Here is a 22,902-nt window from a genome sequence, read left to right on the forward strand (position 1 = left end):
TTACCACCCCTTACCATACTTCTGGAGCAAGAGATACGATTTTCATGAAACCTTTTTCTCTAAGTTCCCTTGCCACTGGCCCAAAGACACGTGTCCCTTTTGGTTGATTGAACTTATCAAGTACAACTGCTGCGTTGTCATCGAACCTTATGTAGCTTCCGTCTGGTCTTCTAATTTCTTTTTTCGTTCTTACTATAACTGCTTTAACAACGTCACCTTTTTTAATGTCAGTGTTTGGAACAGCTTCTCTAACGCTGCAAACGACTATATCTCCAACTGTTCCGTATTTCTTGTGTGAGCCTCCAAGCACTCTTATAACCCTTAAAACCTTAGCACCGGAATTGTCCGCCGCTACGAGGTAGCTTTCGTTTTGTATCATTGTTCACTACCCCCTTCAACTAGGTCTGTGTCTAATACCTCTGTCTCAGGCGTTTCTCCAAGTTTCGATCTTTCGACAATTCTTACAACAACCCATCTCTTAAGTTTACTAAGGGGTCTTGATTCTTCGATTTCAACAACATCTCCGACTCTGCAGGCGTTGTTTTCATCGTGTGCGTAGAATTTCTTGGACCTCTTAACGTACTTTCCGAACTTTGGATGTTTAACGAGTCTTTCAACTTTAACTGTTACTGTCTTATCCATTTTATCGCTTACAACAACTCCGATGAATCTTTTCTTAGGCATGTGGATTACCTCCTTATACCAAGTTCACGTTCGCGAAGGATTGTCTTGATTCGTGCAATGTCTCTTTTTGTCTTCTGAATCAAGCTGAAATCTCTGAGTTCTCCCATCGCGTTCTGAAATCTCAAGTTCATGAGCGTTCTTTTCTTTTCTTCAAGTAGCTTTAACAATTCTTCATTACTCATATTTCTAATTTCCACAGGTTTCATACTGCTTCACCACCTATGTGATGTCTCGTGACTATTTTTGTCTTTATCGGGAGCTTTGTCGCCGCATATTCGAGCGCTCTAATAGCTGTCTCTTCGTCCACACCACCGATTTCGAACATAACCTTTCCTGGTTTCACTACTGCAACCCATCCTTCGACGTTACCCTTTCCCTTTCCAAGCTTCGTTTCAGGTGGATGTTTTGTATAAGATTTGTCTGGGAATATTTTTATCCAAAGTTTTCCTTCTTTCTTAAGTGTCCTTGTTATAGCCAACCTACATGCTTCTATCTGTTGTGCTGTGATCCAAGCCGGTTCTAATGCCTTAAGACCGTATTCACCAAATGCGACCAATGCTCCGCCTTTTGCGTCGCCCTTTGTTCGGCCTCTTTGCTGTTTTCTGTATTTTACTCTTTTCGGCATCAACATGGTTTTGCTAACCTCCTTTTACGCTATATCGTGTCATGCTCTCGAGTCAATCGCGGGCAAATGCTTCTGACTGTTATATATTTGCATCGCCTTTGTATATCCAAACTTTTACACCGATGGTTCCGTATTTTGTTTCTGCTCTTGCTGTTGAGTAGTCTATAACGGCTCTTAAAGTTTGAAGTGGGAGTCTTCCTTTCAGGTACCATTCCGTTCTTGCGATTTCAGCTCCAGCAAGCCTACCGGCTACCATTATCTTGATTCCTTTTGCTCCCCTTCTCATTGCCGCAGCAATTGCTCTTTTCATAACAATCTTATAGGAAGCCCTCTTTTCAATTTTCTGTGCTATGGACTCTGCCACAAGGCTTGCCTCGGTCTCAGGCGTTTTCACTTCAACTATATCAACACCGAACTTCCTGTTGAATTTGCCCTCAAGAGCTTGTCTTAGTTCCGTTATACCGGCACCTTTCCTTCCTATGAGTATTCCAGGTCTTGCCGCGTGGATTGTAACCAATACTCTTTCGGCGTCTGGTCTTTGGATGAACACTCTTGCTATACCTGCCTGGTTGTAGGTCTTCTTTATGAAGTCTCTTATAGCCTCGTCTTCAAGTAGGTATTCGCTGTATTTCTTTTCATTGAACCACTGTGCATCCCAGTCTGTTGTTAATCCAAGCCTAAAACCCTTCGGATGAACTTTTTGACCCACCTATATCACCTCACAAGCATGTTTTTGTATTATTTTGCATTTTCTTTTTCCCTGTCTCTAACAACAACAGTTATATGGGACATCCTTTTTTGAATGATGTCCGCTCTTCCTCTTCCGCGTGGCCATACTCTCTTCATTCTTGGTCCATCGTTCACATAGCACTCAGCAATGTAAAGATTGTCCTCGGAAAGTCCGAAGTTATTTGTTGCATTCGCTACTGCAGATTTTAGCACATTATATACGAGTCGTGCAGCCTTTTTAGGCGAAAATTCAAGAATTGTATACGCTTCTGAAACATTCTTACCCCTTATGGAGTTGATGACAGCTCTTGCCTTCCTTGGAGATATGCGGACAAACCTCGCAACAGCACGTGCTTCATACTTTGGTAACGTAGCAAGAACTTCTTTGCGTTTCGCATGGAACCTGGACCTTTTGAGTCCCTCTCTTTTGACGATGGGTTGCATTATATACTCCCTCCTTATTTCTTGACCTCACCTTTTTTAGCAGATTTGTTTGTGTGTCCTCCGAATCTCCTGGTGAATGAAAACTCGCCAAGCTTATGTCCTACCATATTCTCCGTTATGTAGACTGGTATATGTTTCATTCCGTTGTATACAGCTATCGTGTGACCAACCATTTCCGGAACGATTGTGCTTGCCCTGCTCCATGTTTTGATTATCTTCTTCTCACCAGTTTCGTTAAGCATCCTTATTTTCTTTAACAGTTTCGGATCAACGTAAGGTCCCTTTTTACTGGAACGGCTCATTTATTACACCTCCTGATTGGCTACTCAACACTGCTTATTAAGCATTCCTTCTTCTCACAATGAATTTGTCGCTTGGCCTCTTACCTCTTCTGGTCTTGTAACCCTTTGCCGGAACGCCCCATGGACTCTGTGGATGGTGACCTTTACCTCTACCTTCTCCACCACCATGTGGGTGGTCAACTGGGTTCATGACAACACCACGTACGTGTGGCCTTCTACCCTTCCATCTTTCCCTACCAGCTTTACCGGACACTTCGTTTTTGTGGTCTTCGTTACCTACAACACCAACGGTTGCATAGCATCTAACGTGAACTTTTCTGAGTTCACCAGATGGCATCCTAAGAAGTGCGTAGTCCCCTTCTTTTGCCATGAGCTGGCAGGAAACACCGGCACTTCTTGCAATCTTGGCACCACCGCGTGGATAGAATTCAATGCTGTGCACAATTGTACCAACTGGTATGTTTTCAAGTGGAAGCGCATTACCGGGCTTAATTTCCGCGTTTGGTCCAGCCATTACTGTGTCTCCAACGTTCAAACCGTTTGGAGCAAGGATATACCTTTTTTCACCATCAGCATAAACAAGTAACGCAATTCTTGCAGTCCTGTTAGGATCGTACTCTATAGCTGCAACCTTCGCGGGGATATTTTCTTTTTCCCATCTTCTAAAGTCAACTATTCTGTAGAGCCTCTTGTGGCCACCACCTCTGAACCTAACGGTTATTCTACCGTGGTGGTTCCTTCCTCCTGTCTTCTTAAGAGGAACAATTAACGACTTTTCGGGTTCTGTTTTTGTGATCTCCGAAAAGTCTGGTATGACCATGAATCTTCTACCTGGAGTTGTTGGCTTGAATCTTTTAAGACCCATTGTTATTCACCCCTTACGCTTGGAGTTCTTTAATCGTGTAGCCTTCTGCTAATTTGACTATGGCCTTTTTCCATTCTTTTGTATGTCCTTCTCTCGCCATATAGCCTCTTCTGAGGTCTCTTTTTGGCTTCGGCTTCACGATAAGTGTGTTCACACGCTCTACCTTAACGTTGAAAAGTTTTTCAACAGCTTCTTTTATCTGTTTCTTGTTTGCATTCTTGTCCACTTCGAAAACGTATTCTCTTTCAGCACGTAGATTCATCGATTTTTCACTGATAATCGGCCTGATGATGATATCTGAGTATTCTTTCCTCATTTTCCGAGCACCTCCTCAATTTTGCGAACGGTGCCCTCCGTAAGGACAACCTTTGACGCGTTGATGATATCGTAAACGTTCAATCCGTCAATGTTATTTCCGTCGTTGTTGTTCGGGTTGTCAGCAATGATAACCTTTACACCGGGGATGTTTCTTCCGGAAAGCTTAACGTTTACGTAGGAATCTTCTTTCTTTGGAAGAACGAAAAGAACCTTTTCGTCAGCGATTCCGAGAGCCTTCAAAACTTCTCTCATCTGTTTTGTTTGAGGCTTATCAAATCGTATATCGCTCACAACTATAAGGTTGCCTTCCTGGAATCTCACAGAGAGCGCTGATTTCAGTGCTAACCTCTTCATTTTCTTATTCAATCTCTTCAAGAACTTTCTTGGTTTTGGACCGTGCGCAACACCACCGTGTCTCCAGTGAATAGCCCTTATCGAGCCTTGCCTTGCTCTACCGGTGTGTTTCTGTGGCCACGGTTTTCTTCCACCACCAGAAACTTCTCCTCTTGTCTTTGTCGATGCCGTTCCTGACCTTGCGTTTGTGAGCTGCATATCGATGTAACGCCACATAACATCGAGGTTCGGTTCAATGTTAAAAACTTCGTCGCTAACCTCAATCGTTCCGATCTTCTCACCTTTGATATTCAAAAGTGCCACATGTGCCATGTTCTTCTTCCTCCCTTACTCCGTTTTCGGAGCACGTCCTTTGTACTGCATCAGAAAGCGCCAAGCTTTTTTTCAAGAAATCCTTCGAAGAAAAAAATTACTTGTCTACTTTCACAGCGCTTCTGATGAGAACAAGGCTGCCCCTCGCTCCTGGCACTCCACCCTTAACTGCTATAAGGTTATTTTCTGGATCGACTTTCACAACTTCCGAATTGAGTACTGTTACCCTTTCGTTTCCGTATCTTCCAGGCATCTTCTTGCCTTTGAAAATTCTTGCTGGTTCGGTGTGCTGACCAACAGAACCAAGTTCTCGGTGGAATTTCGCACCGTGCGATTTCGGACCACCTTGGAAGTTCCATCTTTTCATTGCGCCAGTGTAACCTCTACCTTTTGTCCATCCCGTAATGTCAATTTTATCGCCTTCTTGGAAAATTGCAACTGTGATTTCTTGTCCAACGGAGTATTCGTCTACACTGTCAACCCTAAATTCTTTTAAAACTCTCATAGGTTTTACGTTAGCCTTTTTGAACACTCCAAGAAGTGGCTTTGTAAGTCTCTTCTCATTTACTTCCTCGAATCCCAATTGGACTGCATTGTATCCGTCTTTATCAGCTGTCTTTTTTTGGACAACAACGCATGGACCAGCTTTAAGAACCGTAACAGGAACAACCTTATCATCTTTCCACAAGCGGGTCATTCCAACTTTTCTAGCAATTATAAATTTCATCACAAAACACCTCCGAGGACTCACAGATTGATTTCAACGTCGACACCTGCTGGAAGGTTTATCTTCATCAGAGCGTCAATCGTTTTTGAGTTTGGATCAATGATATCTATAAGTCTCTTGTGTATTTTCTTTTCGAATTGCTCACGTGAGTCTTTGTGCTTTAACGGTGACCTAAGAACAACGTAGAGTGTTCTTTCCGTTGGTAGTGGAATTGGACCTGAAACCTTTGCATTCGTCTGCTTAGCTACTTCCACTATCTTCTTTGCTGATTCATCCAATAATCTATGGTCATATGCCCTTAGTCTGATTCTAATTTTCTGTCCTGGCATGTCTTACCCTCCTTCTTAGAAAAGGGGGGGAACCCCCCCGATTACCGTTTTGTCAAAGAGCAAAAAAAGTATTCACCTGATCGCGTCTTAAAGTTCATAAATTACTCAATTATTTCGGAAACGACACCTGCGCCAACCGTTCTTCCACCTTCACGAACTGCGAACCTCATACCTTTTTCGATAGCAACTGGGTAGATGAGTTCGACTGTCATTTCGACGTTATCACCGGGCATGACCATTTCGACTCCAGCTGGAAGGTCAACGATTTCACCTGTAACGTCTGCTGTTCTGATGTAGAACTGTGGTTTGTAACCTTTTGTGAATGGCGTGTGGCGTCCACCTTCTTCTTTCTTCAAAACGTAGATGTTTGCTTTGAACTTCTTGTGAGGTGTAATGGAGCCTGGTTTTGCAAGAACTTGTCCTCTTTCAACTTCGTCCTTGTCGATACCTCTGAGCAGACATCCAACGTTGTCACCAGCAATTGCTTCATCGAGTTCTTTTCTGAACATTTCAACGCTTGTGATAACTGTCTTTTTAATTTCGTAGCTCATACCGATGATTTCTGCTTCAACGCCTGGTTTGATTACACCACGTTCGATTCTTCCAGTGACAACCGTACCCCTACCAGTGATCGAGAAGACGTCTTCAACTGGCATAAGGAATGGTTTGTCAACTTCACGAACTGGATCCGGGAAGTATGTATCCATTGCGTCAAGGAGTTCTTTGATTGGTTTGTATGCTGGGTCGTTCGGGTCGTTTGGTGCTTCTATTGCTTTGAGAGCTGATCCTCTAACTACTGGAACTTCGTCACCAGGGAATTCGTATTTGCTGAGGAGGTCTCTGACTTCCATTTCAACAAGGTCAACAAGTTCTGGGTCATCAACCATATCAACTTTGTTAATGAAAACTATCATTGCTGGAACGTTAACCTGTCTTGCAAGAAGAACGTGTTCCCTTGTTTGTGGCATTGGACCATCTGTTGCAGCAACGACAAGGATTGCACCGTCCATCTGAGCTGCACCAGTGATCATGTTCTTAATGTAGTCAGCGTGACCTGGACAGTCGATGTGTGCGTAGTGTCTCTTTTCTGTCTGGTATTCAACGTGTGTGATGTTGATGGTGATACCTCTTGCCCTTTCTTCCGGTGCTTTGTCAATCATTTCGTATGGTGTGTAGTCTGCCCATCCGAAGAACGAACAGTACTTTGTAATAGCTGCTGTAAGTGTTGTCTTACCGTGGTCGATGTGTCCGATCGTACCAACGTTCATGTGAGGTTTGGTTCTTACAAATTTTTCCTTTGCCATACCTTTGACCCTCCTTCTTCACCTATGGTGGAGTATAGTTTTTGTTTTTTTATTGATATCGGTATTAAGCACCTTTCAATATCTTTTCAGCAACCTTGTCAGGCACTTTGTCGTAGTGGGAAAGTACCATTACATAATTTGCTCTTCCTTGAGAAAGTGACCTCAGCGTTGTAGCGTAGCCAAACATTTCACTTAGCGGCACAAGTGCCCTTACAATTCTCAAGTGTCCTCTGTTTTCAAGCGCCTCGATGTGCGCTCTTCTGGAGTTCAAGTCTGCAATGATGTTACCCATGTATTCTTCTGGTGTGGTTACTTCAACTTTCATTATTGGTTCCAGAAGAACGGGACTGCCTTTTTCCATCGCTTCCTTAAATGCCATGCTTGCAGCTATTTTGAACGCCATTTCGGATGAGTCGACTTCGTGGTATGAACCATCGACGAGGGTAGCCTTTACTCCGACAACTGGGTAACCTGCCAAAACTCCAACCTGCATCGCTTCCCTGATACCTTCTTCAATTGCCGGTATGTACTGTTTCGGTATAACACCGCCAACTGTTCTATCTTCAAACTCAAATGTCTTATCAAGACTTAATGGCTCGAATTCAACGATGACATGTCCGTACTGACCTCTACCACCACTCTGCCTAATGTACTTACCTTCTGCTTTGACTGGTCTGGTTATTGTTTCTCTGTAGGCCACCTGTGGTTTGCCAACTCTGACGTTTACGTTGAACTCCCTCTTAAGTCTGTCAACTATGATTTCCAAGTGGAGCTCGCCCATACCAGCAAGAATTGTTTCTCCGGTTTCTTGGTCGACGTACGCTCTAAGCGATGGGTCTTCTTCAAGAAGAGCCTGTAAGGCTTTTGAAAGTTTCGTTTCATCATCCTTTGTTTCTGGTTCAATCGCAATAGATATAACTGGTTCTGGGAACTCCATCTTCTCAAGGATGACGTGTGTACCTTCTTCACAAACCGTGTCGCCTGTTATCGTGCTCTTCATCCCTATAACGCCAACGATGTCTCCTGCCCTAACGTATTCAACATCCTCTCGTTTATCCGCATGCAGGAATATCAACCTTGAGACACGTTCCTTCACACCTTTTGTGGTGTTAATAACGTAGCTTCCCTTTTCCAAGCGTCCGCTGTAGACTCTCAAGAACGTGAGCTTACCAACATACGGATCTGTCTGTATCTTGAAAGCATAAGCAACAAAGGGTGCATCTTCTTTTGGAAATACCTGAACTTCGTTTCCGTTCTTGTCAAATCCCCTGACAGGTGGTAAATCGAGTGGGGATGGAAGATACCTGATAACACCATCCAGAAGTGGTTGAATTCCAACGTTCATCTTTGCTGAACCGCAGAATACCGGTGTTCCTAGATTTCCTATTGTAATTCTCCTCAGTGCATCATGGATCTGCTCTTCCGTTGGTTCTTCACCTTCAAGATAAAGCATCATGATTTCGTCGTCTACTTCGGCTATTTTTTCAATCATATCCTCTCTTGCTTCTTCAGCCTTTTCGAGCCATTCTTCAGGTATATCTTCATAGACATACTCAGTTCCTTCTGGGTTCAACCACCTGATGGCCTTCATCTGAATCAGGTCAATAATACCTTTAAAATCGCTTTCCGCACTCATCGGTATCTGGACTGGAATTGGATGAGCACCGAGTCTTTCAACCATGGTCTGGACGGCCATTTCAAAGTCTGCACCTGTTTTATCCATCTTGTTCATGAACGCAATTCTTGGAACGTTGTATTTATCAGCCTGTCTCCAAACCGTTTCAGACTGTGGTTCAACACCAGCGGTCGCATCAAAAACTGCTATTGCACCGTCAAGAACTCTCAGTGACCTTTCGACTTCGATTGTGAAGTCGACGTGGCCCGGTGTGTCGATAATGTTTATTCTGTGACCTTTCCAAAAGCACGTTGTCGCAGCCGAGGTGATTGTGATACCTCTTTCTTTTTCCTGTATCATCCAGTCCATCGTAGCTGTTCCATCATCAACACTTCCGATGGTGTGCTTTCTTCCAGTGAAAAACAGGATACGCTCGGTAGTTGTTGTCTTACCGGCGTCGATATGAGCCATTATTCCAATGTTTCTAAGCTTATCCAAGTCAACATATAAAGCCTTTATCTCTTCCATAGTTTCCTCCTCGAAGGCACTTTCCTGTTTTGTTTTTCAAATTACCATCTGAAGTGCGCAAACGCCCTGTTTGCTTCAGCCATTTTGTGGACGTCGTCTCTCTTCTTAATAGCTGTACCTGTGTTGTTATATGCATTTAGAAGCTCTTCAGCGAGTTTTTCTTTCATTGGCTTACCTTTCTTTGCTCTTGCTGCATCGACGATCCATCTGATGGCAAGAGCTGTTTTCCTTGGTTCCTGAACTTCGACAGGAACTTGGTACGTTGCACCGCCAACCCTTCTCGGTCTAACTTCTACAATTGGTTTAACGTTCTCTACCGCTTGCTTGAAAACTTCTATTCCGCTTTTTCCTGTCTTCTGCTCGAGTATTTCGATAGCTCCGTAAACTATTTTCTGAGCAATCGACTTTTTGCCATCCCACATAACTTTGTTAATCATCTTAGTCACAAGAACTTCTCCGTAGACTGGGTCTGGTGGGACTACCCTAACCTCGGCTCTTCTTCGCCTCATCTAATTCCCTCCTTATTTCTTACCCTTTGCTGCAGCAGCTGCGCCTGCTTTTGGCCTCTTTGCACCGTACTTGCTCCTGCTCTGGCGTCTGTTCTCAACACCAGCTGCGTCAAGGGTTCCGCGGATGATCTTGTATCTAACACCTGGTAAGTCCTTAACCCTTCCGCCTCTGACGAGAACGATTGAGTGTTCCTGAAGATTGTGTCCGATACCTGGGATGTATGCCGTGACTTCGATACCGTTTGAAAGTCTTACTTTTGCAATCTTTCTCAAAGCGGAGTTTGGTTTCTTTGGGGTCATTGTAGAAACCCTAACACAAACTCCTCTTTTCTGTGGGTGTCCCTGGAGTGCTGGTGATTTGGATTTCTCCTTAACTTTTTCCCTTCCGTGTCTTACTAACTGATTAATAGTTGGCATCTTAACCCTCCCTTCAAACTCTACATTCGTGAGATATTATAACCGCCTATTTTAGAAAATACAATAAAGCCCGTGTGAATTTTTTGTTTCGAACACTCAGTCGGGCGTTTCTGATAAGGGTATAAAATATTAAGCACACTTAAGCCATTTACAAAATCCAAAATAAAGGGCGCAAACGCGCCCGGCTTTTTCTTTAGACTTTCTGCAATTTGGCTGGGGCGGTAGGACTCGAACCTACACAACTGGAGCCAAAGTCCAGGGTCCTGCCAATTAGACGACGCCCCAGCGCTTTGCTTTAGCTTGTAGTTCCATAAAAAACTGGTGGGTGCGGCAGGGATTGAACCTACGACCTCTTCCGCGTCAAGGAAGCGCTCTCCCACTGAGCTACGCACCCACTAATTCTTTGCCGTCAAGCGATACACATTTTACTATGTACCACTAATTCTGTCAAGGGGTGAATTTTTCGTCTCTAAGACTTTCTTAATCTCTTCAATAGCCTTTCTGATAACGCTTTTGGAGTGTTCAAGCAATTCCTGCTCTTCATCGGCTAATTTCAGCTTTACAATCTTTTCTACCCCGTTTCGACCTAAAACTGCAGGGAACCCGATGTACACGTCATCGATAAGCACTGAAGGTGTCCAAACCCTCTTTTCGTTTTTCCAAATACTATCTATTAGTTTTGCTGTTATGGCACCAATTGCCAGATTTGTAGCCCCTTTCTTCTCGATAATTTTGTAAGCAGCAGTTCTTACTTCCTCAACTATCTTTTCGAAGTCCAAACAAGTTGATGAACCTTCGGCTTTCATATCACAGTCTGCACAGTAATCTCTTAACAAAACTCCGCCGATTGTTGCACTCGATAATGGCATGAACTCACTATCACCGTGTTCGCCGATGATGTATGCATGGATACTGGCGGATGAAACTCCACATTGCTGAGCTAACAAAGTCCGTAGTCTAAGAGTATCAAGCGTCGTCCCAGTTCCAATGATCTTTCTAGGGTCGAATTCAGTGAACTCCCATATTAAGTACGTTAGTACATCTACCGGATTAGTTATATTAATTACGATACTGTCCTTAGCGTACTTTTTTATATCTTCTGAGATAGACTTTATGATTTTCACATTGTCAATCAACAAGTCCAATCTTGTTTCACCTGGTCTTTGTGCTCGTCCAGCAGTTATCACAACAAAATCGCTATCTATGATATCTGATGGATCACCTGCGTATATATTGCAATACTTGAAAACCCCAGAAGCATGTAGAAGGTCCATCGCTTCACCAATACTTCTGTTCTTGTCTATGTCCACCATAACAATCTTATCCACTATCGAATAGTGCAAAAGTGAAAAAGCAACACTTACACCAACCCTTCCGGCTCCGTAAATACTCACTTTCATAAGCTTCCCCTCCTTTTGCAGCTTCAATATTAAATTTTATCATAAATTAAAATTTGTACAACCCAATTTGTCTTCGTGCTGAATTTGATTAAGATCTTTATCTTATTTTACCGCTCAGAAACTCCAAGTCAGTTTGTACGTGTAGCGAGCTATACAATAAAAAAAGCGCGCTCATCTGAGCGCGCCAACATGTTGAAAGTGGTAGTTTAGAACACTATTCCCAATTGACAAACAGAATCACAAAATCGCCAGCCATCAGGTTTACAGGTATGGTATTTCCTATACCGTACGTCATTTTCCTTTTCCCATGTCTTGTTGCGATTGTAACACTTTTTATTTCTATATTTCTACCAACGGTTTCATTTACCAAGATTTCGATGTACTTTTCATGAGCGAAGTCCAAGTTTCCAAGAACTATTACTCCTTTGTCGTCTTTCCAATAACTGTAGTTTGCGGTTGTCCCATCCTGGTAGTTCAGATACACGTATCTAAACTCCGAATCCATAAAGTCAGCTATCTCATCACGTATAGTCAAAACCCATTTGAGGAAATTGAACATATCATCTTTTGAATTCTCCCAGTGCAAAGCATAGTAGTCAAAGAACGCAAGTTTTCCATAAAATTGGTCATCAGGTGGCAAGACGGTTTTTCCATATATGGTGTTATCAAGACCTAAGTTCATGGGTTGAATCTCCTCTATCTCCTGACCTGAGTTTATATATGCTATTGAGTTCGGTGATAGGTACAATAGTGCTGGTGCAAGGTACTTTAATTTACTTCCGTTTTCTCTTGCCACAATTCTTGGTGTATCCGGGGTTTCACAGGATGCTATATACGGAACCTCGAGGTTAGGCGTTATTTCTTCGATAAATTTGTAGAATTCCGAAGGTCTTGCTGCTGCATACCAGCTATTACCAAGTATGCAGTCGTATCCTTCCGACTTAGCTTTCTTGTCGTTTTTCATTTCCAGCTCTTCTGCGATAAATCCAAAAGCTGGGTCGATTTCTCTGGCAGTTGAAATTATCATATCTTGAAGCTGAGATGGTAATGCATGCCCCATATCTATCCTTGCACCATCGATACCGTACTTTTTCTGATAGGTTGGTATGATATTCGCTATGTACTCCCAGAGCTTTTTATTGGGCTTTTTGCCAGGGAATTTGCTTGACTTTATAACATCAAACAAAATATAAGGTGGTTGGTCTTTACTCACATATCTTGCGCTCGCCTCCGGATGGTCGAGATACAACCTCAGGAACGTCACATCATCCCACGTTGGTTGTGGATCGTTAACCCAGTCGGAGAAACCGGGAGGGGTGATGATTCCAAATTCTTTAGCTATATTTGAAAGTATATCGCCTTCCATCTTCTTGACTTTTTCCCACTTTTCTTTATCGATCTTATCGGGAGACAAGGTGAATTTTGAAAGGTGTGTTTTCACCTCTTCCGATGAGTAGATTATCTCTAAGTCTTCTGTGTCTGGAATTTTAAACGGGAGTTGTGGTATGTGTGGTGGTCTGTAACTCGCTGCCTCTTCTATCTTTATCCAGTAGAACCAGTCTGGATGAGATTTTATCAAGTCACTATCCCTTGCGGCTGTACGCGGGATGAAATCCAAGACCACCCTTATTCCAAGCACATGAGCAGCTTGAACCAAAGCTTTGAATTGTTCTTCTAATTTTATTCCATCAAGAAGTGGATCCGCATAGCTTTCATCAAGTTCTACAGGGTTTTTCACCGCGTAAGGAGAGCCAACCTCTCCTTTTTTGAAAACATCGCTCATCTTAGAAATAGGAAGCATGTAGAGTACGTTTATACCCATCTGTTTCAGATAAGGCAAAAGGCCTATCATTTTGAGAAATGTTCCTGATTCCCGATATCCAAAGATGTCTTCTGGTTCAAATGCACCGAACCCTTTGTGGTTGTATGCAACCGTTGCCCTTGGCAGAGCACCGTACATTTTTGCTTTTCTTAGCCAAATCGCATCTTTTTCGCCGTTTAAGAGCGCAAGTGATTTCGAATAATCCAAACCCTTATCGTGTTCCAATATAGTGTCGATAACTATTGAGTAGTACTCGTAAGGGTCAACAAAATACCTACCGTCCTTTATGGAAAGCTTTCCAGGGTAATTTGAAATAATCCACTGACGCGGTAGAGCGTATAGTGTTTTACCAGTTATCTTCCTTTTTAGGTACTTGCTTAGTTCCCTGAGTTCTTTCATCTTTATACCTCCTTCTCACCTTTTATCACAACCTGTGCAGCATGGCTATTGACGATATCAAAGAGTTGTTGTATAATCTTTCGTGCTGGACGGAGGCGTGTCCGAACTGGCTAAGGAGCCGGTCTTGAAAATCGGTGGTGGTCAAACCACCGTGTGGGTTCGAGTCCCACCGCCTCCGCCATTTTTTTGTTTTTATTCCTTCATTCCTTCCGAAGAACTGTTCGCATCAAGCGTTTGACTTGCCATTTCCATAGCAAGTTCCCTCATCTTTTTATTGAGTGCCTCTACTTCTACCTCAAAATACCACGCAGAAAGCATGAGTAGGAAACCACAAACAAGCCAAAAGTACGCTGTGATTTCCAACGCTGCTCCCAAAGTTCCCAAAGTAACAGATAACGAACCACCAACGAACCTTCCGATTCCAGTACCAACTGAATCCGTTAGATTAAATATCGAGAAGATTCGGCCACGGTCCTTTGGTTCATTCACATTCAGCAACATCATTTTCACATTCGGACCAGTGTACGAATCCATCGCAGCAGCGATGAATCCAAGCATTCCAAATGTTAAGAATCCTATCAATCCGTTAGATGTGTTAGATGTGTACGAGTACCTAAAAACACTCACTGTTAGAAAAACACCCAATATCGTCGTTATTGCAGAGACAAGCGGAACCAATTTCTTTGAGCGCCTATAAATCTTCTCACCAATAAAACCCCCTGCGATATTACCAGCGATACTTCCAAGTGCAAAAAGCAGGAACATCGTCGTTGCTTGGTTTAAATCCATGGACTTTTCACGCCTGAAGAATTCTATCATGAAATAGGGAATAGCACCCCAGGGTATTGTACCTGCGATACCTTGCAGAAAAAGTAGAAGGTTTGTTTTGATCTTTACAAGTTGAGTATAATCCGAAAGCTTTATGGTATAAGAATAATCCGCTTGTGTCTCAGAGAAACCTTCTTCGCTCGCACCACGTTTTGGTTCTTGGAGCACGTTGATTATTAAAGGAATCAAAAGAAGGTTTGGAGCGGAAACGAGTATGAACGGTATCCTCCATCCAAAAATATTGGCAGTGTAACCTGCTACAAGCATTCCTACTATACTTCCGACAGTTGAGGCAAGCCCTAATACAGATACTATCTTACCTCTTTCCCTATGACCATAAAGGTCCCCGACAAGTGAATAAGATATTGGGAATGAAGCACCAATTCCAATTCCTGTTAAAACTCGCCAAAAGAACAGTTCGCCGTAAGAACCGGAAATAGCAGTTAGCAAACAAGGAACTTCACCAACAAGGATTGAGCCTATCAGTAACCATTTTCTACTGTACTTGTCTGTTAAATATCCCCAGATCAAGCTGATGAGTGCACCAACAATACTAAAGACTCCTCCGATGAGTCCTATGTGTGAATCCGTGATATTGAATTCTTTCTCTATCATTCCAATCACAGGACTCATTACCATCTGGTCTGCATTCAATACAACAAGTAGCAAGAAAAGAAAAAGAGAGATCTTTTTTCGATCTTTTGCACCCCTATCCATAAAACTCCCTCCGCTATTTCTAAAATGCAAACCGAATTCTTAAGTATTATACCACAACATCTCTTTTCAAAAGCCAGAGAAAGCACTATTTCCATGGAGACTTTATAATAAATGTCAACTGCTGAAAATAAAAACCAGAGGCTCAGGTTTCCCCAAGCCTCTGATTTGATTTATTTTAGATTAAAAGAGCGGTTTAAAAGAGCGGTTCAAAGCCCTGCTGATTCCAGTAATTTCTTTTTGCCTCTTCGTAAGCATCCTCCAAGACTTTTTTATGACCATTTTCCCAATTCCCAAGTAATTCCAAGATTTTCTTCATCTCCAAATCTGACACTTTCTGTGCACTCTCTTTGTAGAACTTCTCAAAATCTTCTTCAATCAGGTATGCCATTCTAAGTATGGCAAGATCATTCGCCATCTGGTCTAGTGTTCCATTTACCATCTCTGATTTTTCTCTTCCTTCCAAAAAGTCCGTGCGAACTATCGCTTGCTGTGCATCATCCAGTGTTATTTCCACGTTGTTCTCAACCTTTTTCATCAAGTTTTCAATGAACTTGATGTGGTCCTCCTCCATGCTTGCAAGACCTTCAAGAAGTTCTTTGACTTCCTTGCTGGAAACCTTTTTTGCTTTCTCTTTGTAAAATTCTCTACCTTCAATTTCTCGCATCAACGCAAATCTCAGTATACCTATCACTTTTTCCATGCTCACACCCCCTTGTGAAGAGTTGATGCTGTTAACTAAAAGTATTGAAAATTTCCAAAAACCGTATTATCTTCTTATTAGTGGAACACCCCCCACCATCAATTCTCACAAAAAGGAGGTACTCCACTATGCAAAATTCTGTAGTCTCTTGCCCCAAATGCGGCTCTACCAACATCTACAAAAACGGTCATGATAAGTACGGTAACCAACAATACTTTTGCAAAGACTGTAAGCGCACTTTCAGACTTGTTCATTCAAAAAAACACAAGCTCTTCTCTTTCCCTTATCCTAAATGCCCTGTCTGTGGAAAAACTATGCAAATCCACAAAATCAAAAAAGCCTTCGTTAAGTTCCGTTGCCGTTCTTGCCATACCAGAGACGAAATCCCAACTAACTTACCTCAATTTGTCCCTCTTCCTTTCGACTCTTTCAAGTTCTTCCGTTTCCCTATCTTTATTGTCCTTAAAGCCTTCGTCCTTTATTTCAAAGCTGTGTCCTTGCGTTCCATCAGAGACTCACTTAATATCAAAGTCTCTCATGTCGCTATCTACAAGTGGATCCTTAAGTTGTCTTGTTTCTTTTCCATCCTCGTTCCTGTAGATGCTTTCAAAGTCCATGGTGATGAAACTGTCGTTTTGTTTAAATCCAAAAAGTACTATGTTTGGTTCTTAGTTGACCATGAGACGAATCTTATTGTTGCTTGGCATGTATCCAAATATCGCGATATGGGTCAAGTGAAGATATTGTTAGAGAAGTTCTTTGGTAACAACGAAAGAACAATCGAACTAATTACAGATGGACTTGGTGCATATGGTGCAGTGAAGATACTATACAAGAATATCAATCATATTGTTGTGAGACTTGGGCAAAACAATCAATGTGAATCGAAGTTTTCGTTATTCCAAGACTTTGTACGAGCCAAGCGTGGATTTAAGAATATTGACAATCTTCCAATGTACGTAAACAGTTTTTGTGTAGTGAGAAATCTCTTGAAACTGAATGGCAATGATATTGCGCGTGTTATGAGTGTTCTATTGTCTTCCATCACTACAAGTTAACAGCATCGAAGAGTTGAAACTTTAAACTCACTTTGCATCCAGCTCAATACCAAGTATATCATACATTCTCTGGATATATTCCCTTATTTCAAATTCAGAAAAATTCCTTGCGAATCTCTTCAGCTCGTTTCCTTCGTCGTCTAAAAAAATAATAGTTGGAACTGTAAAAACCATGTTCTGACCTGCTATCTCTGGTTTCTCAACTACATCGACGACTTCTAACTCGAGGCTGTATTCCTCAGATATTCTTTTCATTTTCGGTAAGAACGCAACACACACTCCACACTTATCGTTTTTGAAGTAAAGAGCCTTTATTTTCATAACCTTCTGACCAACCTCCTACTTTTTGTTTTCTTCACTACTTTCATCAAAAAAACCGTTCTGTAACATGAAATCAAAGACTTTGCGAGCCAGTGGAGCTGCGTTATGTCCACCACTTTCTCCGTTTTCTACCAGCACCAGGACCGAATATTTCGGACTTCTTGAAGGTGCAAAACCCACAAACCAAGCATGGGGAGGACCACTGTGAGTTTGTGCAGTTCCCGTCTTACCAGCAACTGTGATTTCGAAACCTTGGAAACTTTTCGTAGCCGTTCCACCGCTGGAAGCAGGACCTTGAACTGTTGTCACCTGTTCTAACCCATCTATTAAAGTGTTCCAAACGTTCTCTGGAACGTTCAGCGGTATTTTCTTAGTTGAAACTTCCTCATTCAAAACCAATTTGGGTCTAACAAACAGCCCTTTGTTAGCTACGGTGTTGTAAAGGCTCAGCACTTGAATCGGAGTGAGGTCAAGAAATCCCTGCCCGATTCCAAATAAGATTGTGTCTCCTGGATACCATTTCTCACCTAATTTTTTCAATTTCCACTCGGGAGTTGGTAGCGTTCCGGCAACTTCTCCGGGCAAGTTTATGCCAGTTTTTTGGTCAAGGTAAAATGCCTTTGCAACGGTAATAAGTTTATCAATTCCAACATCTAAAGCTGCGTTATAGAAGTAAACATTACAAGATACTCGAATGGCCTTCCTCAAATCCACAACTCCATGTCCCGTAATTAGCCAATCTTTGTAAGTTGCTGTCACTCTCCCCTTTGAATCTCTATATCTGAAAACTCCGTTGCACGTTATTGTATTAGGATGGCTATAGAGCATCTGGGCTATCGCAGTGACAACTTTAAACGTCGAACCTGGCGGGTAAACGTTTGATATTGCCCTGTTTAGTAGAGGCTTCAGTGGATCGTTGACGAGCTTTTCCCATGTGAGAACATCTACCCCGTTTAAATCTACCTCCGGTGCAGGATAGGAAGCCATTGCGAGAATATCACCTGTTTGAACATTGCTTACAATGATAACAGAAGGAGTTGCAAGTTCACTGAGCAGGTCGTAAGCGTACTTTTGGAGTTTAAAGTTAATCGTTGTCTGTAAATCAAGGCCATTCTCTCCGAAGCTTTCTATGATGCTTTGCTGGTATTTACCACCCGGTGACCTGATGCCGTATGAGACGGATAATTTGCCTTTTAGTACATTGTTGTAAACATATTCAAGCCCAGAAATACCTTCTCCGTCCTTGTTAACGCTACCAACTATATGATAGAGGAAGCCATAAGACTTTCGTCGTTCAGTGGGGATAATTTCGTATCCCATACTCTGCAAAACAAAAGCTTGTTCCCAGCTAACTTCAACACTACCGTTGTTTTTTAAGATTGCAAGCTGTGAATCATCAATATATTTTCGTAATTTCTTCTCATCTTCCGCAGTGTATTTTTTCAAAACGAGTGTTGGTATTCTTTCACTCCAAGCAATTTTGACACCATCTGAAGAGTATATCGCTCCACGTAACCCTTTACTGTAAACACTCCGCTCAAGCAAAGAATTGAGCAAAGCCCTATGTTTTGGTTGGTCTATGACCTGAACTTTTACAAGACCGTAAATGATGTAGAAAAACATAAAAAAGAACATCACAAACGGTATAAAGCGCCTTATAGAACTTCCTGACACCAGTTCTCACCCACACAACTTTAGTCTACTGATCTGCTCATGTCTTTTGGTTTTCTGAAATTTCCGCCTGCTCAAGGTTTTTCAGGAACTGTTCAGCGATTTTTTCAACGGTTTGAATCTCATCAAGTTTTGGATTGTCCAATTTCATTGCGTACAGTCTTTCCAAAATCTCGTTTATAACAGGTCCGGATTTGAGACTAAATCTTTCAATAACGTATTTACCAGAGACTTTCTCAAGTTTTGTGTTAAGAATAGCGTCTATGTAAGTTATTAGGTATTCTTGGTCATCCTCTTCAAGGTATGCCGAGAGATGGATAAAGATGTACGGATTGCCTTTGCCAATCACTTTGTAGATATCTGAAAAATTCAATCGCGTTTCGATCATCGACTTTAAAGGCATCATCATATTCTCAGTGAATTTCAAACTTTCAATGAACTTCTTTGGATAACCGTAGCGGTTTCTCATGTCATCCAGAGTCTCTTTGTCGTAGAACTCCAGAAGAACCGTTGATATCGCGTAAAAATCACTGATGTTTTGGTACCTTTCTTTGACACTTGGCAAAAACTTAAAGACTCGTTCCAGTTTTTCATCCATAGTAGGTGTGTAATATGTTTTTGGAAAGATGTGTTTTAAAATCCCAAGTTCTGCTAAACGTCTGATTGCTTTCATCGGCTCTCTTTCTTCCAATATCTTTTCTATCTCCTGCCTTATCCTCGATCCTGAAACCCTTTCTAAATATTTGCCCTCCAGATTCTTTTTCAAAATGTCCAATGTATGTTCTTCTATTCTGAAGTTGTACCTTGTTTCAAACCTGACAGCCCTAATCATGCGAGTAGGGTCTTCTATGAAACTCAAGTTGTGAAGTATCCTTATGATACCTTCTTGAAGGTCTCTCTGGCAGTTAAAGAAGTCATAGAGCACTCCAAACTCATTGGGATTCAACTTTATTGCCATTGCGTTTATTGTGAAATCCCTTCGGTACAGGTCTTTCTTTATCGTGCTCACGTCAACTTGTGGAAGTTCTCCTGGCTTTTCATAGTATTCCGTTCGCGCTGTTGCAATATCTATTTTGAAACCATCTTTAAATACCAACGTTGCAGTATAAAATTTCTCGTAAGGGACAACAATCGCATCGAGCTGTTTGCCCACGTACTTTGCAAACTCAATCCCATTCCCCTCTACGACTATATCTATATCGTAATTAGGTATATTTAATAATAAGTCCCTGACAAATCCACCCACTACATAGACTGGCATCTTCAATTCATGTCCATAAATACCAATGAGTCTCAACAAGTTGACAATTCTCTTGTCGAGCCTTTCGTATATAATATCAGTTACATTCTTGAAATTAAAGCTAACTTCGCTTTCCTGAGGTGTTTGAACCGGTTGCTTTTGACTTGCCCTGATGATATCTGACCTTGTAACGATTCCAACAAGTATATTGTTTTCATCCAAGATAGGTATTCTCCCGACGTCGTGCTCGATCATCAGCTTTTTGAGAGTACTTACAGGTGTGTCTGTCTTTGCCGTTATAAGCTTCGATGTCATTACCGATTTAACGGGTCTTTTGCCTAAACCGTGGTTAATAGCCTTTTCTATCGTCTTTTTAGTAACAATCCCAACAAGCTTATTACCTTCAACAATTGGTATACCGTTGTGCCCGGTTATTTCCATTGTTTTGTTAACCTCTTCTATTGTTTCCGATGCCAACGCCGTTCTAACAGGTGAAGACATGATGTCTTTAGCCTTGAGGCCTGATGAAATGTATTTTGGAAGTGTATTCAAAACCTTGTGTATGACCTCTTCGACAGCCACCATCGAGAGCGTCGCAGAAGCTGCCTGCCTATGTCCTCCACCTCCAAATTCACTCATCAAGCCTCTTATGTCCACATCGGGAGACTTCGTCCTTCCCACGATAAAGACTTTCTTTCCCATTCTCACCACTGCGATCAGCGTCTCCGGTTCTTGAGCATACCAGTATTTTGCAACGACCGCAGAAAGCCCACCTACGAATTTTTCGGTTTCCGCATGCGTTATCGTAATGATATGATTGTCTATGGTGTAAGTTTGCGTGTTCTGTAGTAAATTTTGGAGTAGTAATTTCTGGTCTATCGTCAGATCAAATTTCACGTATTCGGCTACTATTTCCACCTCTAAACCGCATTCAAATAGATATCTAACTGCATCGATATCATCCAACGTTGTGCTTGAGAAGAGCAGATTACCAGTGTCTTCGTATATGGCAATCCCAAGCAAGGTAGCTTCTATTCTATTTGGTTTAACCCCGTGTTCCCTCAACATTTTCGTTACGATGCTTGCGGCAGCTCCTGTTTGTCGAAAGATTTTAGTGATACCATATCCGAGCGTACTTGTGCTATTTTCTGAACTATCAGAACCTCTTATATCGGGGTGATGGTCAATTATCGTTATCTTGGCATCAGGTCTTAGTTTCTTCTTTATCTCATCACCGATTCTCTCCAAGCCTGGCGTATCGACGATTATCAGTTCCTCTATACCCTCTTCCACCTTCGCAATCTGATCACTTGTTAAATAGGGAAATTCGTCCTCGTAAAGTCGTAGGTATTCTTTAAGGTTCTGCATGGGAACCCCAGAGATAACGATCTCAAAGTCCGGATGGAGTTTTTTCATACCTACACAAGAAGCAAACCCATCAAAATCTGGATTGTTGTGAGTGGTTATAACCTTCAAACAATCACTTCCCTCTTTCTTAACTTGTTGACAGAACCTGTGACAATTTCAATTTCACCTGAGGCATCAACACGAGCAATAGCGTAGAATATTTCAAAGAATCTTTGGAAAATATTCTTTGACTTTCTTTCGACAACGGGCTTCCAAGAACCACAGTTCACGTAAAACTTCACATCGTCTTTTATTTTAATCAAGTCAAAACCAGGTTTGTGGTTATGTCCCATCACAATACCTTGTATGTCTTCAAAAGGCTTGCTAAGAAAAGTTTCGTTTAAATACCCATCCATATTCTTGAAAAACCACTCCGGATCTTTGAATATCTTAATCGCAGCCTTTTTCAAATAATCCGTTTTCCTAACATTTCGTGCTTTCATAACCCCGCGTACCAATAACTCACCAAGTTTTATTCCGCCAATTTTGTTCAAAAATAGTATCGACAAGTTACTCATCAACGGGTACCTTTTTTTCATCCAGTACTTAGCCTCATCTTCGCGCATCATGGTTATGAAGTTGTCTATCCACAACTTCAGTAAATCGACGCTCGTTTCATACAATTTCGAAATCTGTTCAAGCCATTGGAAAACATCGAGTGAAGGTCTGACGTTATCGTAGTCGCTCACTACTTCTTCTGGCAAATATTCTCTCAACACGTCGTCGAAGTTTATCATCATGTACCTTGAGATAAAATCACCAAGTGGAGGGATTATCTCACCGTTGACTTCGGTAAACTTGTTGATAGCATCGAACTGATTGCCATGTACCGCTAGGATCTGTGTTTGCTCATCGTAGTAGTACGGGACTATTTCGAGATTTCTTATCTTTTCCTTTAGCCTTTCTTGCAGCGTTTCATTTCCTAAAATATAGTAATCGTGGTTACCAACCACGTATGTAACTTTTCCTTTAAATTTTGCCAGAGCATCAAATACTTTGGGATGAGCTTGCTCTATAGAATCTATAAGTTTTCCATCAAGCGAATGAACAATTTCCCAGAACGGTTTTAACCCAGCATGCCTAATGTATTCGGACTCGAGAATCTCAAACCCGTCACCTACAATAACAAGCTCTGGGTTTTCCAAACTGTTCCACTCATTTATGAAGTTAGTAAAAAGTTCGTCTTGTGTGAAATCATCTTTACCGTTTCCATCTCCGATGTGCAAATCACTGACGAATATTATATTCCTCAAATCCCAACTTCATCCCCTTTTCTA

At 41.8% G+C, this 22,902-nt stretch carries 25 protein-coding genes and 3 tRNA genes; 2 read left to right on the forward strand and 26 right to left on the reverse strand.

All coding sequences use genetic code 11. The features are described from left to right. Positions 1–10: 10 nt before the first annotated feature. The 20 genes from rplN to NA23_RS07265 all read right to left on the reverse strand — a co-directional run bounded on the left by rplN (position 11) and on the right by NA23_RS07265 (position 13,683). The gene (gene rplN, locus NA23_RS07170) at positions 11–379 is read right to left on the reverse strand and encodes a 50S ribosomal protein L14 (RefSeq protein ID WP_033192017.1); all 369 of its coding nucleotides are present in this window, start codon (positions 377–379) and stop codon (positions 11–13) included. After that, entirely contained in the window at positions 376–684 is a 309-nt protein-coding gene (rpsQ, locus tag NA23_RS07175; protein ID WP_033192018.1) for a 30S ribosomal protein S17, read from the reverse strand. Before rpsQ ends, rplN begins: the two co-directional genes overlap by 4 nt. A 5-nt stretch (positions 685–689) precedes the next feature. Continuing rightward, entirely contained in the window at positions 690–890 is a 201-nt protein-coding gene (gene rpmC, locus NA23_RS07180) for a 50S ribosomal protein L29 (protein ID WP_014451920.1), read from the reverse strand. After that, entirely contained in the window at positions 887–1,315 is a 429-nt protein-coding gene (rplP, locus tag NA23_RS07185; RefSeq protein ID WP_029683948.1) for a 50S ribosomal protein L16, read from the reverse strand. The genes rpmC and rplP overlap by 4 nt, the downstream gene beginning before the upstream one ends. Before the next feature lie 73 nt (positions 1,316–1,388). Next, on the reverse strand, positions 1,389–2,018 hold the full coding sequence (rpsC, locus tag NA23_RS07190; RefSeq protein WP_033192019.1) for a 30S ribosomal protein S3: 630 nt from the start codon (positions 2,016–2,018) through the stop codon (positions 1,389–1,391). 29 nt (positions 2,019–2,047) lie between these two features. Then, complete coding sequence (gene rplV / locus NA23_RS07195) at positions 2,048–2,482, reverse strand: 50S ribosomal protein L22 (RefSeq protein WP_033192020.1); 435 nt, start codon at positions 2,480–2,482, stop codon at positions 2,048–2,050. A gap of 14 nt (positions 2,483–2,496) precedes the next feature. After that, positions 2,497–2,784 carry a 30S ribosomal protein S19 gene (gene rpsS / locus NA23_RS07200; RefSeq protein ID WP_014451924.1) on the reverse strand — a complete coding sequence of 96 codons (288 nt, stop codon included), beginning with the start codon at positions 2,782–2,784 and terminating at the stop codon, positions 2,497–2,499. A 37-nt stretch (positions 2,785–2,821) separates the two neighbouring features. Then, positions 2,822–3,649 (reverse strand): 50S ribosomal protein L2, encoded by an 828-nt coding sequence (gene rplB, locus NA23_RS07205; protein ID WP_033192021.1) that lies wholly within the window; start codon positions 3,647–3,649, stop codon positions 2,822–2,824. Between the two features lie 13 nt (positions 3,650–3,662). Then, positions 3,663–3,965 carry a 50S ribosomal protein L23 gene (rplW, locus tag NA23_RS07210; protein ID WP_033192022.1) on the reverse strand — a complete coding sequence of 101 codons (303 nt, stop codon included), beginning with the start codon at positions 3,963–3,965 and terminating at the stop codon, positions 3,663–3,665. Next, positions 3,962–4,633 carry a 50S ribosomal protein L4 gene (gene rplD / locus NA23_RS07215; protein WP_033192023.1) on the reverse strand — a complete coding sequence of 224 codons (672 nt, stop codon included), beginning with the start codon at positions 4,631–4,633 and terminating at the stop codon, positions 3,962–3,964. The genes rplW and rplD overlap by 4 nt, the downstream gene beginning before the upstream one ends. A gap of 97 nt (positions 4,634–4,730) precedes the next feature. Further along, positions 4,731–5,360, reverse strand: a complete 630-nt coding sequence (gene rplC / locus NA23_RS07220) for a 50S ribosomal protein L3 (RefSeq protein WP_033192024.1) — start codon at positions 5,358–5,360, stop codon at positions 4,731–4,733. Between the two features lie 20 nt (positions 5,361–5,380). Further along, complete coding sequence (rpsJ, locus tag NA23_RS07225) at positions 5,381–5,689, reverse strand: 30S ribosomal protein S10 (RefSeq protein ID WP_033192025.1); 309 nt, start codon at positions 5,687–5,689, stop codon at positions 5,381–5,383. A gap of 101 nt (positions 5,690–5,790) precedes the next feature. Beyond that, positions 5,791–6,993: an elongation factor Tu gene (gene tuf / locus NA23_RS07230; RefSeq protein ID WP_033192026.1), complete on the reverse strand. Its 1,203-nt coding sequence runs from the start codon at positions 6,991–6,993 to the stop codon at positions 5,791–5,793. 64 nt (positions 6,994–7,057) lie between these two features. Next, positions 7,058–9,136, reverse strand: coding sequence for an elongation factor G (gene fusA, locus NA23_RS07235; RefSeq protein WP_033192027.1), 2,079 nt, complete (start codon positions 9,134–9,136; stop codon positions 7,058–7,060). Positions 9,137–9,177: 41 nt separating this feature from the next. Beyond that, a complete protein-coding gene (gene rpsG / locus NA23_RS07240) occupies positions 9,178–9,645 on the reverse strand; it encodes a 30S ribosomal protein S7 (RefSeq protein WP_033192028.1) in 468 nt (155 codons plus the stop codon). Positions 9,646–9,657: 12 nt separating this feature from the next. After that, positions 9,658–10,062, reverse strand: coding sequence for a 30S ribosomal protein S12 (gene rpsL, locus NA23_RS07245; protein WP_033192029.1), 405 nt, complete (start codon positions 10,060–10,062; stop codon positions 9,658–9,660). Between the two features lie 210 nt (positions 10,063–10,272). Continuing rightward, positions 10,273–10,347, reverse strand: a tRNA-Gln gene (locus NA23_RS07250). Between the two features lie 34 nt (positions 10,348–10,381). Next, a tRNA-Val gene (locus tag NA23_RS07255) sits at positions 10,382–10,456 on the reverse strand. 34 nt (positions 10,457–10,490) lie between these two features. Beyond that, positions 10,491–11,462, reverse strand: a complete 972-nt coding sequence (locus NA23_RS07260) for an L-lactate dehydrogenase (RefSeq protein ID WP_033192031.1) — start codon at positions 11,460–11,462, stop codon at positions 10,491–10,493. A 214-nt stretch (positions 11,463–11,676) separates the two neighbouring features. Then, positions 11,677–13,683, reverse strand: a complete 2,007-nt coding sequence (locus tag NA23_RS07265; RefSeq protein WP_033192032.1) for an alpha-amylase family glycosyl hydrolase — start codon at positions 13,681–13,683, stop codon at positions 11,677–11,679. Positions 13,684–13,774: 91 nt separating this feature from the next. On the opposite strand from NA23_RS07265, the gene NA23_RS07270 reads away from it, so the two are divergent. Beyond that, positions 13,775–13,864: transfer RNA gene (locus NA23_RS07270), tRNA-Ser, on the forward strand. Positions 13,865–13,875: 11 nt separating this feature from the next. Here NA23_RS07270 and NA23_RS07275 read toward each other — a convergent pair. Both NA23_RS07275 and NA23_RS07280 read right to left on the reverse strand, forming a co-directional pair. Next, positions 13,876–15,228, reverse strand: coding sequence for an MFS transporter (locus NA23_RS07275; RefSeq protein ID WP_052107201.1), 1,353 nt, complete (start codon positions 15,226–15,228; stop codon positions 13,876–13,878). Between the two features lie 193 nt (positions 15,229–15,421). Beyond that, positions 15,422–15,928 carry a ferritin-like domain-containing protein gene (locus NA23_RS07280; protein ID WP_033192033.1) on the reverse strand — a complete coding sequence of 169 codons (507 nt, stop codon included), beginning with the start codon at positions 15,926–15,928 and terminating at the stop codon, positions 15,422–15,424. 128 nt (positions 15,929–16,056) lie between these two features. Here NA23_RS07280 and NA23_RS07285 point away from each other — a divergent pair, with 128 nt between their 5' ends. Beyond that, positions 16,057–16,986, forward strand: coding sequence for a DDE-type integrase/transposase/recombinase (locus tag NA23_RS07285; RefSeq protein WP_033190915.1), 930 nt, complete (start codon positions 16,057–16,059; stop codon positions 16,984–16,986). Between the two features lie 27 nt (positions 16,987–17,013). On the opposite strand, the gene NA23_RS07290 is transcribed toward NA23_RS07285, so the two are convergent. From NA23_RS07290 to NA23_RS07305, 4 genes are read right to left on the reverse strand one after another with little or no spacing between them, the layout of a single operon-like run. Next, a complete protein-coding gene (locus NA23_RS07290) occupies positions 17,014–17,307 on the reverse strand; it encodes a thioredoxin family protein (RefSeq protein WP_033192034.1) in 294 nt (97 codons plus the stop codon). Positions 17,308–17,325: 18 nt separating this feature from the next. Then, positions 17,326–18,981 carry a peptidoglycan D,D-transpeptidase FtsI family protein gene (locus NA23_RS07295; protein WP_249477005.1) on the reverse strand — a complete coding sequence of 552 codons (1,656 nt, stop codon included), beginning with the start codon at positions 18,979–18,981 and terminating at the stop codon, positions 17,326–17,328. A gap of 37 nt (positions 18,982–19,018) precedes the next feature. Then, positions 19,019–21,694, reverse strand: coding sequence for a CBS domain-containing protein (locus tag NA23_RS07300; RefSeq protein WP_033192035.1), 2,676 nt, complete (start codon positions 21,692–21,694; stop codon positions 19,019–19,021). After that, on the reverse strand, positions 21,691–22,878 hold the full coding sequence (locus NA23_RS07305; RefSeq protein WP_052107202.1) for a metallophosphoesterase: 1,188 nt from the start codon (positions 22,876–22,878) through the stop codon (positions 21,691–21,693). Before NA23_RS07305 ends, NA23_RS07300 begins: the two co-directional genes overlap by 4 nt. Positions 22,879–22,902 lie beyond the last annotated feature (24 nt).

Origin of the sequence: Fervidobacterium islandicum (assembly GCF_000767275.3) — a bacterium.
GTDB lineage: Bacteria > Thermotogota > Thermotogae > Thermotogales > Fervidobacteriaceae > Fervidobacterium > Fervidobacterium islandicum.

Excerpts from the sequence above, each read along its gene's own strand:
- rplN (WP_033192017.1), bottom strand. The coding sequence starts at position 379 with ATGATACAAAACGAAAGCTACCTCGTAGCGGCGGACAATTCCGGTGCT.
- rpsQ (WP_033192018.1), bottom strand. The coding sequence starts at position 684 with ATGCCTAAGAAAAGATTCATCGGAGTTGTTGTAAGCGATAAAATGGAT.
- rpmC (WP_014451920.1), bottom strand. The coding sequence starts at position 890 with ATGAAACCTGTGGAAATTAGAAATATGAGTAATGAAGAATTGTTAAAG.
- rplP (WP_029683948.1), bottom strand. The coding sequence starts at position 1,315 with ATGTTGATGCCGAAAAGAGTAAAATACAGAAAACAGCAAAGAGGCCGA.
- rplV (WP_033192020.1), bottom strand. The coding sequence starts at position 2,482 with ATGCAACCCATCGTCAAAAGAGAGGGACTCAAAAGGTCCAGGTTCCAT.
- rpsS (WP_014451924.1), bottom strand. The coding sequence starts at position 2,784 with ATGAGCCGTTCCAGTAAAAAGGGACCTTACGTTGATCCGAAACTGTTA.
- rplB (WP_033192021.1), bottom strand. The coding sequence starts at position 3,649 with ATGGGTCTTAAAAGATTCAAGCCAACAACTCCAGGTAGAAGATTCATG.
- rplW (WP_033192022.1), bottom strand. The coding sequence starts at position 3,965 with ATGAGGAAAGAATACTCAGATATCATCATCAGGCCGATTATCAGTGAA.
- rplD (WP_033192023.1), bottom strand. The coding sequence starts at position 4,633 with ATGGCACATGTGGCACTTTTGAATATCAAAGGTGAGAAGATCGGAACG.
- rplC (WP_033192024.1), bottom strand. The coding sequence starts at position 5,360 with ATGAAATTTATAATTGCTAGAAAAGTTGGAATGACCCGCTTGTGGAAA.
- rpsJ (WP_033192025.1), bottom strand. The coding sequence starts at position 5,689 with ATGCCAGGACAGAAAATTAGAATCAGACTAAGGGCATATGACCATAGA.
- tuf (WP_033192026.1), bottom strand. The coding sequence starts at position 6,993 with ATGGCAAAGGAAAAATTTGTAAGAACCAAACCTCACATGAACGTTGGT.
- fusA (WP_033192027.1), bottom strand. The coding sequence starts at position 9,136 with ATGGAAGAGATAAAGGCTTTATATGTTGACTTGGATAAGCTTAGAAAC.
- rpsG (WP_033192028.1), bottom strand. The coding sequence starts at position 9,645 with ATGAGGCGAAGAAGAGCCGAGGTTAGGGTAGTCCCACCAGACCCAGTC.
- rpsL (WP_033192029.1), bottom strand. The coding sequence starts at position 10,062 with ATGCCAACTATTAATCAGTTAGTAAGACACGGAAGGGAAAAAGTTAAG.
- NA23_RS07260 (WP_033192031.1), bottom strand. The coding sequence starts at position 11,462 with ATGAAAGTGAGTATTTACGGAGCCGGAAGGGTTGGTGTAAGTGTTGCT.
- NA23_RS07265 (WP_033192032.1), bottom strand. The coding sequence starts at position 13,683 with ATGAAAGAACTCAGGGAACTAAGCAAGTACCTAAAAAGGAAGATAACT.
- NA23_RS07275 (WP_052107201.1), bottom strand. The coding sequence starts at position 15,228 with ATGGATAGGGGTGCAAAAGATCGAAAAAAGATCTCTCTTTTTCTTTTC.
- NA23_RS07280 (WP_033192033.1), bottom strand. The coding sequence starts at position 15,928 with ATGGAAAAAGTGATAGGTATACTGAGATTTGCGTTGATGCGAGAAATT.
- NA23_RS07285 (WP_033190915.1), top strand. The coding sequence starts at position 16,057 with ATGCAAAATTCTGTAGTCTCTTGCCCCAAATGCGGCTCTACCAACATC.
- NA23_RS07290 (WP_033192034.1), bottom strand. The coding sequence starts at position 17,307 with ATGAAAATAAAGGCTCTTTACTTCAAAAACGATAAGTGTGGAGTGTGT.